This is a genomic window from Chromatiaceae bacterium (assembly GCA_024235395.1).
Classification (GTDB): domain Bacteria; phylum Pseudomonadota; class Gammaproteobacteria; order Chromatiales; family Chromatiaceae; genus Thiosocius.
The window spans coordinates 715,906-730,422 of sequence record JACKMK010000003.1; the positions used below are offsets into that span (position 1 = coordinate 715,906).

Here is a 14,517-nt window from a genome sequence, read left to right on the forward strand (position 1 = left end):
GAGTTCATTCATGACTGCAGCAGGCGTAGACCTCAAGAAACGCCGTTTCCTGACAGCTACCACGGCGGTCGTCGGAGCGGTGGGTGTCGGTTTCGCGGCCGTGCCGTTCATTGCGTCCTGGAACCCGTCGGAGCGGGCCAAGGCACTCGGCGCGCCGGAAGAAGCGGACATCAGCAAACTCGAACCGGGCGGCCTGTTGCGCGTCAAGTGGCGCGGCAAGGTGTGCTGGGTGGTGCGCCGCACCAAGCAGAACCTCGCCGACCTGAAGAGCCTGGACGGCAAACTCGCCGATCCGAATTCGGACGTCGAGAGCCAGCAGCCACCGTACTGCAAGAACGAGACGCGTTCGATCAAGCCGGAATACGGCGTGCTCGTCGGCATCTGCACCCACCTGGGATGCTCGCCGACCTATCGCCCGGACGTCGCGCCGGCAGACCTGGGCCCCGAATGGAAGGGTGGTTTCTTCTGCCCCTGCCATGGTTCGACCTTCGACATGGCCGGCCGCGTCTATAAGGGCGTGCCTGCGCCGACCAACCTGGTGGTGCCCCCGCATCAGTACCTTTCTGATGACGTGATCCTGATCGGTATTGACGGAGGTGCTGTATGAGCTTCATGAACTGGATCGACGAGCGCTTCCCGGCCACCAAGGTCTGGAACGAGCACCTGGCGCAGTACTACGCGCCCAAGAACTTCAACTTCTGGTATTTCTTCGGTTCGCTGGCGATGCTGGTGCTGGTCAACCAGATCGTGACCGGCGTCTGGCTGGCGATGCTGTACAAGCCGTCCGCGGCGGACGCGTTCGCCTCGGTCGAGTACATCATGCGCGACGTCGATTACGGCTGGTTGCTGCGCTATCTGCACTCGACCGGCGCGTCGGCGTTCTTCCTGGTGGTGTACCTGCACATGTTCCGCGGTCTGATCTACGGCTCGTACCGCAAGCCGCGTGAACTGCTGTGGATCATCGGCGTGATCATCTACGTGGCGATGATGGCCACCGCGTTCATGGGCTACCTGCTGCCCTGGGGGCAGATGTCCTACTGGGGTGCACAGGTCATCGTGAACCTGTTTGCGGCCTTCCCATTCGGCATCGGTGAGCCGTTGTCGATCTGGATCCGCGGCGACTACGTGATCTCGGACGCCACCCTGAACCGCTTCTTCGCGCTGCACTTCCTGTTGCCGTTCGTGCTCGCCGCGCTGGTGTTCATCCACATCGTCGCGTTGCACAAGGTGGGGTCGAACAACCCCGACGGTATCGAGATCAAGAAGGGGCCGAAGGGCAACCGCTGGAGCGAAACGGCACCGGCCGATGGGATTCCGTTCCATCCGTATTACTCGGTGAAGGACATCGTCGGCGTCGGCGTGTTCATGATCTTCTTCCTTGGTGTGGTGTTCTTCTGGCCTGACTTCGGTGGACTGTTCCTCGAACCGCCGAACTTCGAGCCGGCGAACCCGCTGAAGACGCCGGAACACATTGCCCCGGTTTGGTACTTCACGCCGTTCTACGCGATGCTGCGTGCGGTTCCGCCGATGTTCAATTCGCAGTTCCCGGGCGTCATCGTGATGTTCGCGGCGATCCTGATCCTGTTCTTCCTGCCCTGGCTCGACCGCAGTCCGGTGAAATCGATTCGCTACAAGGGCATGTTGTTCAAGGTCGCGATCGCGATCTTCGTGGTCACGTTCGTAATGCTGGCATGGCTGGGCATGCAGGCGGCCACGCCGACCAAGACCCTGCTCGCGCAGATCTTCACCGCGCTGTATTTCGTGTTTTTCTTCCTGATGCCGTTCTACAGCAAGATGGACAAGACCAAGCCGGTGCCGGAGAGGGTAACGAAATGAAGAAACTGATTGCGTTGATTTCTCTCGCGTTGCTGCCCGTCACCGGCATGGCGTCGAGCGGCGGGCCTGAGCTCGAGCAGGCCAACATCGACCTCGGCAATCACGCCTCGATCCAGCGCGGCGCGAAGCTGTTCGTCAACTACTGCATGGGCTGCCACTCGGCGAAGTACGTGCGCTACAAGCTGTTCACCGAGGTCGGTCTGACCGAAGACGACATCAAGGAAAACCTGATGTTCACCGACGGCAAGATCGGCGACCTGATGAAGATCGCGATGCCGGAAGACGACGCTGCCAAATGGTTCGGCGCGCCGGCTCCCGATCTGACCCTGGTCGCGCGTATCCGCCACGGCGGGGCCGACTGGATCTACAGCTACCTGAAGGGTTTCTACACCGATCCGTCCCGGCCGATGGGAGTCAACAACACGGTGTTCCCGAACGTCGGGATGCCGCACGTGCTGTGGGAGATGCAGGGTGTACAGAGCCCGGTCTACAGGTACGAGGCGCAGCATGACGGTCACTCGGTCGCCGAGTTCGAGACCGAGGCGGAGGCGGCTGCCTACGTGCAGGAGCACGGTGAGACCTACCGGCTCGAAAAGGTCGTCGACCACCTCGAAATGGCTCAGCCGGGTAGCCTGACGACCGAGGAATACGATCAGGTCGCGCGCGATCTGGCGACCTACCTCGCCTATATCTCGGAGCCGATGAAGCTGGAGCGCCAGAGCATGGGCGTCTGGGCGATGCTGTTCCTGATCGTGTTCTCCGTGATCGCTTACCTGATGAAGAAGGAGTGGTGGAAGGACGTTCACTGAGCGGCCGGCCACCCATCCAAGCTAAAGGCGCATAGTTTGGTATACTATGCGCCTTTTTTATCTCCCGGCGCACCGCGTCGCGCTGGCACCCTACGGAGTTCGATCTCGTGATTACCGCTGTAGCCGCCCGCCGTTCCGTGATGACCCTGTTTTCCGACCCGCAGAGTCTGCACAGCCATCGGGTGCGCATGGTGCTGGCCGAGAAGAATGTCACCTGCGACATCATCGACGTGGATCCGCTGGCGCTGCCGGAGGACGTCATCGACCTGAATCCCTACGGGACTGTCCCGACCCTCGTGGATCGCGACCTGGCCCTCTACGATTCAAGGATCATCTGCGAATACATCGACGAGCGCTTCCCGCATCCGCCGTTGCTGCCGGTCGATCCCGTTTCGCGCGCCAGCGCCCGGCTGTACATGTATCGGGTCGAGAACGACTGGTACGTGCTGGTCGACCAGATCCTCGCTGGCGGCAAGGCGGCCACCAAGGCACGCAAGGAGCTGCGTGAGGGTCTGACCGCCGCGGCGCCGATCCTGGCGCACAAGCCGTTCTTCATGAGCGACGAATTCACCCTGGTCGACGCCAGCATCGCACCGTTGCTGTGGCGCCTGCCGGCGCTCGGTGTCGAGTTGACCGGACAGGCTCTGAAGCAGGTGAATACCTATGCCGGCAGCCTGTTCACCCGCAACGGTTTCATCGCGAGCCTCACCGAACAAGAACGCGAAATGCGGCGTTGAGCGCGTCGGTTCGAGCGCATGACATCCAACCGCCCCTACCTGATTCGTGCGTTGTACGACTGGCTGGTCGACAACGAACTGACCCCCTACCTGCTCGTGGATGCCGACCGCGAATCGGTGCACGTGCCCAGTCGATACGTCGAAGAGGGTCGGATCGTGCTCAACGTCAGTCCGAGCGCGGTGCGCGATCTGCAACTTGGCAACGAACTGATCGCGTTCGAGGCGCGTTTCGGCGGGAGCGCGTTCGCGATCTCTCTGCCGCCCGATGCCGTGCTCGGCGTGTATGCGCGAGAGAACGGCAAGGGGATGCTGTTTCCTGAGGACGACGGTGCCGAACCCGAGCCACCGAAACCCACCCGGCCGACTCCCGGTGGCAACGGAAAGCCGTCGCTGAAGGTGGTCAAATAGCCGCTTCGCGGGCGCCCTCAGTGCGGGCCGCGTCTGCGTCTGAACGGCACCACGTTGCTGGATTGGCCGTCCGATTCTGAGTTTGCCTGCGGGCCGGATTCTTCGCGTTCGATGCGTACCGGTTCGATCGGGTTTTCCTTGTGGTGCAACAGCCCGTCTTCGATGCGCTCCAGCTGGGTGCCGAGCAGCAGCACGTAGCCGACGCGCCGACCGACACCCTCGAGACTGAATTCGAAACGGAACATGCGTCGCAGGCGCAGCCCCTGCCGGGTCCAGCGCACGCCGATGCGCGCCAGTGCGACCGTATCGTCCAGGAACTGGAATCCGCGATGCTGGCAATAGCGGCGCGCAAGCTCGATGGCGAACTCGCGTGCACGCGCACCGTCCAGCCAGATCCACGCCAGCACGAAGATCACCAGCAAGGGTGCGAGACTGCTCATGGTCCACCGATCGCGCGCGGCGCTGCCTGGCTGTGTGACGGGTCGCTGTCTGGCCGCACGGGTGATCCTTCCTGTTTGTCTGGTCGCCTGATATTCTGCCCGCAGCGCACCGATCGACCCCGCGGTGCAGTCGCAGGATGTCGACCCGATGAAACTGATCGTTCAGATTCCATGCTACAACGAAGAGCACACGTTGCCGCAGACGGTGGCCGACATCCCCCGCGATATCGAGGGCATCGACAAGGTCGAGATACTGATCATAGATGACGGCAGCACCGATCGCACGATCGAGGTGGCCCGGTCGATCGGCGTAGAGCATATCGTTCGCAACAAGAAGAACATGGGGCTCGCGCGCACCTTCCGGCGGGGGCTGGACGCGTGTCTGCGCGCGGGCGCCGATATCATCGTCAATACGGATGGCGACAACCAGTATGCCGGCGCCGACATCCCCAAGCTGGTCCAGCCGATCCTCGAGGGACGCGCGGACATGGTGATCGGCGATCGGCAGACCGACAAGATCGCGCATTTCTCGGGATTCAAGAAGTTCCTGCAGTGGCTCGGCAGCGGCGTGGTGCGCAAGCTCGCGGGCGTCTGGGTGCCGGATACGGTCAGCGGCTTTCGCGCCTTCTCGCGCGAGGCGGCGATCCGTACCAATGTCGTGTCGTCGTTCAGCTATACCATCGAGACGGTCATCCAGGCCGGAAAGAAGGACATGGCCGTGGTCTCGGTGCCGATCGCGACCAACCCCAAGACCCGCGAATCGCGCCTGTTCAAGAGCATCCCGGCGTTCATCGAGCGCCAGGTCAGCACGATCGTGCGCATGTATGCGATGTACCAGCCGCTGCGCGTGTTCTTCTATCTGGGCAGCCTGTTGATGCTGATCGGCCTGATCCCGATACTGCGCTTCGTCTACTTTTATTTCGTCGGTGACGGCGGTGGTCACATCCAGTCACTGGTCCTCGGTGGCGTGTTCTTGCTCATGGGTTTCATCGCGTACCTCGCCGGGCTGGTCGCCGACCTGATCTCGTTCAACCGGCAGCTACTGGAGATGACGCTGGAGCGCGTGCGGCGGATGGAGTTAGAGCAGCGCCGGTCCGGAGACTGATGGGGCGTCGCGGCCGAATTCTCTGTGCTACCTCCAATTTTCCGCGGTGGGCCGGAGATAGCACGACGCCATTCGTGCTGCACCTCGCTCAGGACCTGCAGGCGTTGGGATGGTCGGTGGATGTCTTGGCTCCGCATGCACCGGGTTGTGCGACCCGCGAGACACTGGGGGGCATCAAGGTCGAGCGATTTCGCTACCTTTGGCCGGATTCACAGCAGACCGTCTGTTACCAGGGCGGGGCCTTGATCAACCTCCGAAAGCGGCGAAGCAACGCCATCAAGCTGCCGCTGCTGGTGGGAGTGGAGTGGGCGGCCGTGATGCGCCGCCTGGCCAGCCGCCGTTACGATCTGCTGCATTCGCATTGGATACTGCCGCAGGGATTCACCGGGGTGTTGGCGGCGAAGCCGTTTCGGGTGCCCCACGTCATCACCGTGCACGGTGGAGACGTGTTTGCCCTCAAGGGAGGGGTGATGGCCTCTTTCAAGCGGTTCACGCTGCGCAACGCCAACGCGGTGACCGTCAACAGTTCGGTCACAGAGGCCGCCGTACGTGAACTCGGCCCGGGGGCTGCGCCGATCCACCGTATCCCCATGGGCGTATCGGTCGAGCACGTGGCCCCGGATGCCGAACCCGTGAAGGCCATACGCGACCGGTACCTTCGGGATGGCGGGCCGCTGCTCGTGTTTGTCGGGAGAGTGGTCGAGGAAAAGGGGGTGCGGGATCTGATCGATGCCGTGGGAATATTGCGCTCCAGTCTCCCCGGCGTCCGGGCGCTGATTGTCGGCGAGGGTCAGGATCGGCCCGAACTCGAGCAGTACGTGGCATCGGGTGGTCTCGTGGACAGCGTTAGTTTCACCGGCTGGGTGCAGCCGGACGAGGTCGCCTACTACATGGCTGCCGCGGATATATTCGTCGGCCCGTCGCGCCGTGCCGAGAATGGGTGGGTCGAGGCCCAGGGGCTTACATTCCTCGAGGCCATGGTGGCCCGCGTGCCAGTGATCGCCACTCGACTGGGTGGGGTGGTCGATTCTGTTCAAGACGGTGTGACAGGGATGCTGGTCGATGAGCGCGCGCCGGATCAGATCGCGGACGCGGTGCGGACGCTGGCGGCTGATCCCGGTCTGGTGGAACGCCTCAAGCAAACCGCCCATGCCGAAGTGACCACACGCTTCAGCCGCGAGGTGTCGGCTGCCGCGTTCTCCGATCTGTTTTCCGCGCAGCTCAATTCCGCCGAACCTGGCCGCCCATGAGTGACGAATCGCGCCAACCCCACGCCGCCCTCGACCGGGATTCCCGCACGTGCAAGGCAGTGAAGATCGAGCGCCTGCTGTCCCTGGTAACGAAACTTTCGGGTGCACGCGTGCTCGAGGTTGGAACGGGGGCGGGGTATATCGCTGCCTATCTCTCCGGCCGCGTCGGGTCAGATGGCGCGGTTTCTGCCGTTGACGTCATCGATCAAAGGCAGCTGCGCGACGGTTTCGAGTTTCAACTCGTGACGGACACCACGCTGCCTTTCCCCGATGAAAGTTTCGACATCTGTATCTCCAATCATGTCCTGGAGCATGTGGGCGACCGCTCGGCGCAGAAGCACCACTTGGGCGAGATCAGGCGCGTTCTTCGCCCCGACGGCTGGTTGTACCTGGCCGTGCCCAACCGGTGGACGCTTGTCGAACCCCATTTCCGCCTGCCTTTGTTGAGCTGGTTTCCGCGTTCAATGCGTGACCGCTATGTCCGCTGGATGGGGCGGGGCAGCCGGTACGATTGCGACCCGCCCAGTCATTCGGAACTGGCCACCCTGCTGGAGGACGCCGGATACAAAGCCCGCGAAGTGAGTATCGAGGGCGTGAAAGTGGTTGGCGAGATCGAATGTGCGCCGGGTTTCAAACGCTGGTTGCTGCGCCACTCCGATCTGTGGTCCAGGCCGCTGCGCGGCATCCTGCCCTCGTACCTTTTCGTGGCTTGTCGATGGAAATGATGGAAGGTCGCGCATGAAGGTCTGGTTGCCTTACACCCGCGGTGGGAGCGGTTCGGACGTATTCACGCGGATGCTGGTCGACGGCCTGCGCCGACGCGACATCGACACGGTCGAACAGCCGTTTGCACACAGGCTGCAGTATGCGCCGTGGCTGCTGGGTCGGGTACCCCCACCTCCCGGCACGGATCTCACCCTGGCGAACAGCTGGAATGGTTTCGCCTTCAAGCGATCTGGCATCCCCCTCGTCACAATTGAGCACTTGTTCGTGCTCGACCCCGCGCTCAGCGCCTACCGCAGCTTCGCCCAGGGTGTTTTTCACAAGACCCTGGTGGCCCATTTCGAGCGCGCGAGCCAGCGTGTTTCGGATGTGCAGGTCGCCGTCAGCCGATACACCGCCGACGCGCATCATAGGGTGCTGGGTGATCCGAGACCGCAAGTGATCCTGAACGGGATCGACACGACATTCTTTACGCCGCATGACCAGCCGAAACCGACCGTCAGCGGAAGGGCGGTGCGGCTGTTGTTCGTGGGCAACCTGACGCACCGTAAGGGGGTCGACATGATCGCGCCGATCATGCAGGCCCTCGGGGACGGGTTTGAACTGCGCTACGCCGTGGGGCTCCGTACCACCGATGCGCTGGCCAGCCTTCCCAATGCCACGTCGCTCGGCCGCCTGGATCACGATCAGGTGCGCAACGCTTACCGTGATGCGGATCTGCTGCTGTTTCCGACCCGGCTCGAGGGGTTGCCGCTGGTCGCGATGGAGGCCATGGCCTGTGGCACGCCCGTCATCGCCAGCAACAGCTCGTCGCTGCCCGAGGTGATTCGCGACGGTGTCACGGGGCGGCTCTGTGCGCAAGACGATACCGCTGCATTCGCGAACGCGATCCGGGAGCTTTGCGCCGATCCGGAGAATCTGCGGCGAATGGGTGAAGCCGCACGCGAAGACGCGGTGGCACGTTTCGACCTGGAGCGGATGGTCGGTGAGTATGTGGACCTGTTCGAATCGCTTTGAATGACACAGCCGGTCGATGCGTCCGATGCAGTTTGTGGCCGGCTCCGGCACCAATATCCCAAATCCCCGCGATCGAAACGGATCGGGGTGTGTCCTGGTACATTTGCGGGGTGTTACTTATAAGTGGGTGCTGCCGATATGCGGTTGAAGCGCTTGGCGGCTTCCATGGGTGACATCGCACGGATTCGGAACCACCTGAACCCAGGCAGCTTGAAATGAATGCTCCGCTGATCAGCGTCATCGTTCCGACGTTCAACCGTGCCGCTTACCTTGGCGCGGCGGTGCAAAGCGCCTTGGGGCAGGTCGGGATAGACGCGCTTGAGGTCGTGGTTGTAGACGACTGTTCTACTGACGATACAGCGAGCATCGTGGCGCAGTTTTCCGGTGACAAGGTTCGGTTCGTGAGGCACGAGGTCAATCGAGGCGGTGGAGCCGCACGGAACACCGGGATAGAAGAGGCAAGAGGACGGTACGTCGCCTTTCTGGATTCCGACGATCAATGGCATCCTGAAAAGTTGATGAAGCAGCTGGCCGCGTTGGACAGATCGACGTGCCCCGAGGAAACGCTGTGTTACACGCAGGTGCGCGCGCTGTCTTCGCACGGCACTGAAATATTGCCTCGCCGGGCGAAGCGGGCGGAAGAATCGGTGGGCACCTATCTGTTCACGAACGCGGGTCATATTCAGACGAGCACGATTCTGCTCAGTCGCGAGCTTGCGATGCGCACAAGGTTCGATCCGCAGTTGCGGCGGCACCAGGACTACGATTTCTGTCTGCGGGCGGATCGTTTGGGTGCCGATTTTGTGCTCGTGGATCAACCATTGGTGACCTGGCGGCACGACAATCGGGGCGACCGAATCAGCAAGTCAGTTGGCGTGGAGGTGTCCGAGGCGTTTCTCGACTCGCGCAGAGAACAGCTCGGCGATGCAGCGGCGGCAGCATTCTGGGTGCGACAGATCTTTCCCAGAAAGATCAGGTCCTCGCCTGTTGCCTCTCTGCGTGAATTGACGAGAGGCGTTGTGAAAGGGGTATTGCCAATGCGGTGGTATTTCGACTGGGTCGGGGGGGTGGTTCGTCGTCGGCTACACCTCATTCGAAGTGAAGGTGGGGTTTGAGGCATGGAGTCGCTGCCATTCGTCTCCGTGGTGGTTCCCGTATACAACGACAAGGGGGGGCTCGCCATTTGTTTGCGGGCACTGATCGACCAATCGTATCCACCGGACCTGTTTGAGATTATCGTGGTCGACAATGGCGCGAACCCGCGTATTGGAGAAGTCGTCGGCGAAGAGTCCGGAATCCGGCTGATCGCCGAGGATACGCCCGGGTCGTATGCCGCGCGCAACGCGGCGATCGCTGCAGCCAGAGGAGATGTATTCGCCTTCATCGATGCGGACATCGAAGCAGATCCGAATTGGCTATACGAAGGCGTCAGTGCTATCGATACCGATCCCAAATTCGGGCTCGTGGGTGGGGCCGTAGAGTTCAGTTTTGCGGACCCGGGCCGACCGAGTCTTGCCGAACTCACCGATAGCCTGATTCATTTCGACCAGGAAAAGTACGTCGAGATTTTTCACTATAGCGGCGCAGGAAACCTGTTTACCCGTCGAGATGTGTTTGACCGGGTCGGCTTGTTCAATCCTGGGTTGCGATCAGGCGGCGATCGGGAGTGGGGCAACCGTGTTCATCAAAAAGGGCTCACACTCAAGTATGTGCCTAGCGCTAAGGTCTATCATCCGGCTCGGACAAGCCTTGCCGAGTTGATTGTGAAGGCGCGTCGAGTGAGTGGCCGGCAAAAGCTGGAAATGGGCTCTGTTGCACCACTAAAAAAATTCCTGCAGTACGGGGAGACAGTTGTTCGCGGGCTCATGCCGCCGATTTCTCAGATCAAGGATGCCAGGCGGCGGTACAAAGGGGGGATTGCTCGCTTTGCCATGGTTGTTGGCGCGATTTATCTGTTGAAGATCGTGCGCACTTACGAGTTTGTGCGCATTTCTGTTGGTGGGGAACCGTTGAGAGAATAATCAGTTCAATTCGAACACAATTGCCGCATTGGGCCACCCTTTGCGGTGTGAAACAGTGTTGCACTTTGGCACCGAGCCGCGAAAAACTTTTCTTTGCGAAGAAGGCCCAGAAACCAAGTAAAAAAGAGAATTGATCAGATTCGGACAGATTTTCGCGGTCAGCAAAACGGGTTGCAAAGGATACTGTCGAACTGCTGCGGAGGATTGGTACGTGCACGTCGAAGCAGCAAACATTGACGGCGAACCGACCCAGGTGACGGTTTCTCTCGCGAGCTGGGCCGACGAGCCTGATGACTGTCCATCTAGGGCGACTGGCGAAGGTGGCATTCAGCAAGTGGCTCGCTAACCGCTCCGGGATCGGGCGACCATTTTTTCCAACAATGACCTTCTGTAATCTCACGGAGCAGCCGACAACCCGAATAAATTGCAACTCGCAGAAACCAAATGCAGTTGGTGATCCTCACAATTCCTCAGCCGAATAGAGTTTGCTTCGATATTCTGGACGGATGTCGCAACTCCACTGTTGGTAGGGCGATGCGACCAAATTCGGTGATAAGTTGGCGATAAAAACACAATTGGACATGGCGCTTTATGAAAACAATTCGTAGCTCGGCCGATCTTGCGATCAATGGTGCACCCCCTGCATACGACGAGCCGCTGCACGTGGGTAGGCCGAATATCGGTAGCAAAGAGCGATTCCTTCAACTGGTCGAACAGATGTTTGAACGCCGTTGGCTCACGAACAACGGGCCGCTGGTCCAGGAGTTTGAAGGCCAGATTGCTGCATACCATGGAGTTCAGCACTGTGTTGCGATGTGCAACGGGACCATCGCGCTCGAAATCGCGATACGCGCACTGGGGCTCGAAGGCGAGGTCATAGTCCCGTCGTACACCTTCATCGCAACCGCTCATGCGCTGCACTGGCAGGCGATCACGCCCGTGTTCGCGGACATTGATCCCGCCACGCACACGCTCGACCCGGCAGCAGTCAGGCGCATGATCACTCCGCGCACGACTGGGATCATCGGTGTGCACACTTGGGGGCATACAGCGGATACCGAGGGGCTACAGGAAATTGCCGATGACTACGGATTAAAGGTGATATACGACGCGGCCCATGCGTTCGGTTGCTCGCGCAAGGGTGCCTTGGTGGGTAACTTCGGCGAATGTGAGGTGCTGAGCTTCCACGCTACAAAATTTTTTAACACGTTTGAGGGGGGTGCTGTACTGACCAACAACGGCGAACTGGCGGAACAGATGCGCCTGATGCGAAATTTTGGGTTTGCGGGGATGGATAGAGTCATCTACCCGGGCACCAATGGGAAGATGATCGAAATCGCCGCTGCCATGGGATTGGTCAACCTGGAACGTGTTCAACGTGTCATCGATACCAATAAATATAACCACAATGCGTATCGGGACGCTGTTTCCGACATTCCTTTCCTGTCAGTAATGCCCTACGACAATCAGGAACACAACAATTACCAGTATGTTGTCATGGAACTCAGTCCCGAAGCGCCGATCCGCAGGGACGACTTGGTGCGCGCGCTGCATGCGGAAAACATACTGGTGCGTAAATACTTCTGGCCAGGATGCCACAAGATGAAGCCGTTCGTGGATCTATATCCGCATGCCGGCTTGTTGCTGCCCAATACAGAGAAGGTTGCCGAGCGGGTGGTGGTGTTTCCAACAGGCACCACTATCCAGCGCGCAGATATCGACGCCATAGCAGGCTTGTTGCGACTTTTGTTCGAGGGTTCGTGATGAAAGTTGCCATAATGCAACCCTATCTCTTTCCATATATAGGGTATTTTCAGCTCATCGGCGCCGTTGACCAGTTCGTGATCCACGACGATGTGCAATGGATAAAAGGCGGATGGATCAACCGCAACCGGTGGCTGATTAATGGGGATGTTCAGTATTTTACCTTCCCAATCGCAAAGGCGTCCTCCTTGCTTCCGATCAACTCCCGGACATGGGCCGATTCTTTCGACAGAGAAAAGAAACGGTTTCTTGGCAGGCTTTCTTCAAGCTATCGAAAGTCCGCAAATTTTCCTGAGGCATTTCGCTTGATTGAGCAATGTGTCAATTGTCAGCAGGAAGGTGTATCTCGATACATCCAATGTACGTTGGAAATCATTTGCCGTTACCTGTGCTGCGAAACCCCGATCTTGGTCTCCTCGGAGCTAGATAAGAACAATGCGCTGAAAGGTGCAGATCGCGTAATAAACATTGTAAAAACTTTGGGTGGAGACATTTATATTAATCCGATCGGCGGCGTGCAGCTATATGATAAGGACGATTTCGCTGTTAAAGGGGTGGGGCTGACCTTCCTCCAATCGACGGCGCGTAACTACGCTCAGTTGATGAGCGCCGAATTCCACGACAATCTGTCGATTGTCGATGTCCTCATGTCCAATTCCCAGGAAGCGGTAATAGAAATGATGAATCAATACACGCTTACATGAAAGGCTAGGTTATACAAAGCGATTGTAGCGTAATGGCACAAAAACGTTTGGCCAGCTTCGGTGAAGTCAGCGAAAGTTTTCCGCGAGAATTTCTCTATGTCGATTCCGCCCGTGTCCTGGATGATTGCTAGCCTGCATCTCGCTGCATCAATCTACATGAATTTCCCAAATCGCCCCGATTTTCGCCATTTAGCTACCGCACCTCGTGGCGGAATTTTTTCACTTGTCGATTCGTGCGAACAAAAAATGTTGGTTCTCCTTGAGCAATTACAAAAACCACTTTACTAGATCCGTCGCCATCAGGTGTTTTCAAAAATGAATCGACTTTCCCCCTTCAGCCGGTTATCAGTTGATCAGTTGTAGTACGGAGTGTTTATGAATATTTTGCTTATCGGGCAATGTACTTTGCATTGGGGCAGGATGGAGTTTGGCAACATTGGCAACTATTACATCCTTGAGCCGATGATTAGGCAATTGCATGCCGCTTTTCCTATGTCAACCATACGGACGACCTTCCAGTTGTCAGATCGCTTCTGCACTGATGAAAATATCCAAGTCTTGCCGATGGAATTGTATTACGGATGGACGGGAAAGGATTTGAATGCCGCTGAAGCAGAGTTGGCGATCACAGAAGAGTATAAGAAGTCCGGTCGATTGAACGGTTCCACGGCCTTTATCGCTGCGGTGGAATGGGCAGACCTAGTTGTCGATTTTAGTGGCGACATCTGGGGAGATAACGCGAATTTCTTAGGCCCGAACCGGTTTGAGGTGGGTTTAATGAAAGATCAAGTCGCCATGAATCTTGGGAAAAAGACAGCAATGATTGCTGGATCCCCGGGTCCGTTCACCGACGATCGTACTCGGGAACTTGCAAAGCAAGTGTACGCGGGCTTCGACCTTGTTACCAATCGTGAGTCTATTAGTACTGAACTCCTGAAAGAGAATGGGTTCGACATCAGTCGAACAAAAAGCCTGGCCTGTCCCGCATTCTTGTTTGAGCCGTTACCGGCTGACAAGACAGCGGTTTTGCTAGCTCGAGAAAATATCAGCAGAGAATTCCGAAGTACGCCGGTTGTTGGCTTTGTGCTGTGTGGCTGGAATTTCTTAGAGGGTCCGTTCGACAAATGGCCGCGAGCTGACGCCGAATACCGTTTGTTCGCAGAAGCAGTAGAATATATTAGCGAAAAACTGGGCGCTAAGGTCGTACTTCTCTCACATTCCAACGGATTCGACGTGCCAGTCGTGGAATTCTCGCTAAAGCACGGGCGCGATTATCCCGTAATTAAACAACTGCAGAAAGTCATCGCCGGCCGTGGATCAGCTAAGAACGTTGTCGCTTTGGACGGTGTCTATGACGCGTGGGAAAGCAAAGCGATTATCGGTTCTTTCGATATGCTTGTTAGTGGAAGGGTGCACGCGGCCGTCGCTGGTCTTTCTCAGTTGGTGCCGACTGTCATAATTGATTACGGGCATGAGCCAAAGGCTCACAAGTTGCGAGGATTCGCACAGGTAGCTGGCGCTCAGAATTTTGTAGCGGACCCGGCGAAAGAAATGGAGTTGGTTAAAAAAATAGAAATGTGCTGGACGCAAAGAAAAGAATACAGGCAGCGTCTGAAAGAGACCATGCCTCATACCAAGCACCTTTCTGAGCAAAACTTCGTTTCGCTTCAGCAGCTGTTTTCCACGGGTCCTGACGTTTAGAT

At 58.5% G+C, this 14,517-nt stretch carries 15 protein-coding genes; 14 read left to right on the plus strand and 1 reads right to left on the minus strand.

Translation table 11 applies throughout. The annotated features are described in order from the left end of the window. Positions 1–10: 10 nt before the first annotated feature. The 5 genes from petA to H6955_16630 all read left to right on the plus strand — a co-directional run bounded on the left by petA (position 11) and on the right by H6955_16630 (position 3,790). Complete coding sequence (petA, locus tag H6955_16610; protein ID MCP5315183.1) at positions 11–607, plus strand: ubiquinol-cytochrome c reductase iron-sulfur subunit; 597 nt, start codon at positions 11–13, stop codon at positions 605–607. Continuing rightward, positions 604–1,836 (plus strand): cytochrome b N-terminal domain-containing protein, encoded by a 1,233-nt coding sequence (locus H6955_16615; GenBank protein ID MCP5315184.1) that lies wholly within the window; start codon positions 604–606, stop codon positions 1,834–1,836. Before petA ends, H6955_16615 begins: the two co-directional genes overlap by 4 nt. Then, positions 1,833–2,645 (plus strand): cytochrome c1, encoded by an 813-nt coding sequence (locus H6955_16620; protein ID MCP5315185.1) that lies wholly within the window; start codon positions 1,833–1,835, stop codon positions 2,643–2,645. Before H6955_16615 ends, H6955_16620 begins: the two co-directional genes overlap by 4 nt. 140 nt (positions 2,646–2,785) lie before the next feature. Then, positions 2,786–3,382 carry a glutathione S-transferase N-terminal domain-containing protein gene (locus H6955_16625; protein MCP5315186.1) on the plus strand — a complete coding sequence of 199 codons (597 nt, stop codon included), beginning with the start codon at positions 2,786–2,788 and terminating at the stop codon, positions 3,380–3,382. Positions 3,383–3,400: 18 nt separating this feature from the next. Further along, on the plus strand, positions 3,401–3,790 hold the full coding sequence (locus tag H6955_16630) for a ClpXP protease specificity-enhancing factor (protein ID MCP5315187.1): 390 nt from the start codon (positions 3,401–3,403) through the stop codon (positions 3,788–3,790). 17 nt (positions 3,791–3,807) lie between these two features. On the opposite strand, the gene H6955_16635 is transcribed toward H6955_16630, so the two are convergent. Further along, entirely contained in the window at positions 3,808–4,230 is a 423-nt protein-coding gene (locus tag H6955_16635; protein ID MCP5315188.1) for a DUF3301 domain-containing protein, read from the minus strand. A gap of 148 nt (positions 4,231–4,378) precedes the next feature. Here H6955_16635 and H6955_16640 point away from each other — a divergent pair, with 148 nt between their 5' ends. From H6955_16640 to H6955_16680, 9 genes are all read left to right on the plus strand, one after another. Continuing rightward, positions 4,379–5,335 (plus strand): glycosyltransferase family 2 protein, encoded by a 957-nt coding sequence (locus H6955_16640; GenBank protein MCP5315189.1) that lies wholly within the window; start codon positions 4,379–4,381, stop codon positions 5,333–5,335. Further along, positions 5,335–6,585: a glycosyltransferase family 4 protein gene (locus H6955_16645; GenBank protein MCP5315190.1), complete on the plus strand. Its 1,251-nt coding sequence runs from the start codon at positions 5,335–5,337 to the stop codon at positions 6,583–6,585. The genes H6955_16640 and H6955_16645 overlap by 1 nt, the downstream gene beginning before the upstream one ends. A 59-nt stretch (positions 6,586–6,644) precedes the next feature. Beyond that, positions 6,645–7,310 carry a methyltransferase domain-containing protein gene (locus H6955_16650; GenBank protein MCP5315191.1) on the plus strand — a complete coding sequence of 222 codons (666 nt, stop codon included), beginning with the start codon at positions 6,645–6,647 and terminating at the stop codon, positions 7,308–7,310. 13 nt (positions 7,311–7,323) lie between these two features. Continuing rightward, complete coding sequence (locus tag H6955_16655; GenBank protein MCP5315192.1) at positions 7,324–8,325, plus strand: glycosyltransferase family 4 protein; 1,002 nt, start codon at positions 7,324–7,326, stop codon at positions 8,323–8,325. Between the two features lie 215 nt (positions 8,326–8,540). Further along, entirely contained in the window at positions 8,541–9,440 is a 900-nt protein-coding gene (locus tag H6955_16660) for a glycosyltransferase family 2 protein (GenBank protein ID MCP5315193.1), read from the plus strand. Positions 9,441–9,443: 3 nt separating this feature from the next. Further along, positions 9,444–10,346, plus strand: coding sequence for a glycosyltransferase (locus H6955_16665; GenBank protein MCP5315194.1), 903 nt, complete (start codon positions 9,444–9,446; stop codon positions 10,344–10,346). A gap of 591 nt (positions 10,347–10,937) precedes the next feature. Then, positions 10,938–12,110, plus strand: a complete 1,173-nt coding sequence (locus tag H6955_16670) for a DegT/DnrJ/EryC1/StrS family aminotransferase (protein ID MCP5315195.1) — start codon at positions 10,938–10,940, stop codon at positions 12,108–12,110. Further along, on the plus strand, positions 12,110–12,814 hold the full coding sequence (locus tag H6955_16675) for a WbqC family protein (GenBank protein ID MCP5315196.1): 705 nt from the start codon (positions 12,110–12,112) through the stop codon (positions 12,812–12,814). The genes H6955_16670 and H6955_16675 overlap by 1 nt, the downstream gene beginning before the upstream one ends. Before the next feature lie 420 nt (positions 12,815–13,234). Next, a complete protein-coding gene (locus H6955_16680; GenBank protein ID MCP5315197.1) occupies positions 13,235–14,515 on the plus strand; it encodes a polysaccharide pyruvyl transferase family protein in 1,281 nt (426 codons plus the stop codon). Positions 14,516–14,517 lie beyond the last annotated feature (2 nt).

What these genes read in the sequence shown, in the direction of transcription:
- H6955_16625 (MCP5315186.1), top strand. Translation starts at nt 2,786, where the DNA reads ATGACCCTGTTTTCCGACCCGCAGAGTCTGCACAGCCATCGGGTGCGC.
- H6955_16680 (MCP5315197.1), top strand. Translation starts at nt 13,235, where the DNA reads ATGGAGTTTGGCAACATTGGCAACTATTACATCCTTGAGCCGATGATT.
- H6955_16635 (MCP5315188.1), bottom strand. Translation starts at nt 4,230, where the DNA reads ATGAGCAGTCTCGCACCCTTGCTGGTGATCTTCGTGCTGGCGTGGATC.
- H6955_16665 (MCP5315194.1), top strand. Translation starts at nt 9,444, where the DNA reads ATGGAGTCGCTGCCATTCGTCTCCGTGGTGGTTCCCGTATACAACGAC.
- H6955_16630 (MCP5315187.1), top strand. Translation starts at nt 3,401, where the DNA reads ATGACATCCAACCGCCCCTACCTGATTCGTGCGTTGTACGACTGGCTG.
- H6955_16655 (MCP5315192.1), top strand. Translation starts at nt 7,324, where the DNA reads ATGAAGGTCTGGTTGCCTTACACCCGCGGTGGGAGCGGTTCGGACGTA.
- petA (MCP5315183.1), top strand. Translation starts at nt 11, where the DNA reads ATGACTGCAGCAGGCGTAGACCTCAAGAAACGCCGTTTCCTGACAGCT.
- H6955_16620 (MCP5315185.1), top strand. Translation starts at nt 1,833, where the DNA reads ATGAAGAAACTGATTGCGTTGATTTCTCTCGCGTTGCTGCCCGTCACC.
- H6955_16615 (MCP5315184.1), top strand. Translation starts at nt 604, where the DNA reads ATGAGCTTCATGAACTGGATCGACGAGCGCTTCCCGGCCACCAAGGTC.
- H6955_16670 (MCP5315195.1), top strand. Translation starts at nt 10,938, where the DNA reads ATGAAAACAATTCGTAGCTCGGCCGATCTTGCGATCAATGGTGCACCC.
- H6955_16660 (MCP5315193.1), top strand. Translation starts at nt 8,541, where the DNA reads ATGAATGCTCCGCTGATCAGCGTCATCGTTCCGACGTTCAACCGTGCC.
- H6955_16675 (MCP5315196.1), top strand. Translation starts at nt 12,110, where the DNA reads ATGAAAGTTGCCATAATGCAACCCTATCTCTTTCCATATATAGGGTAT.
- H6955_16645 (MCP5315190.1), top strand. Translation starts at nt 5,335, where the DNA reads ATGGGGCGTCGCGGCCGAATTCTCTGTGCTACCTCCAATTTTCCGCGG.
- H6955_16640 (MCP5315189.1), top strand. Translation starts at nt 4,379, where the DNA reads ATGAAACTGATCGTTCAGATTCCATGCTACAACGAAGAGCACACGTTG.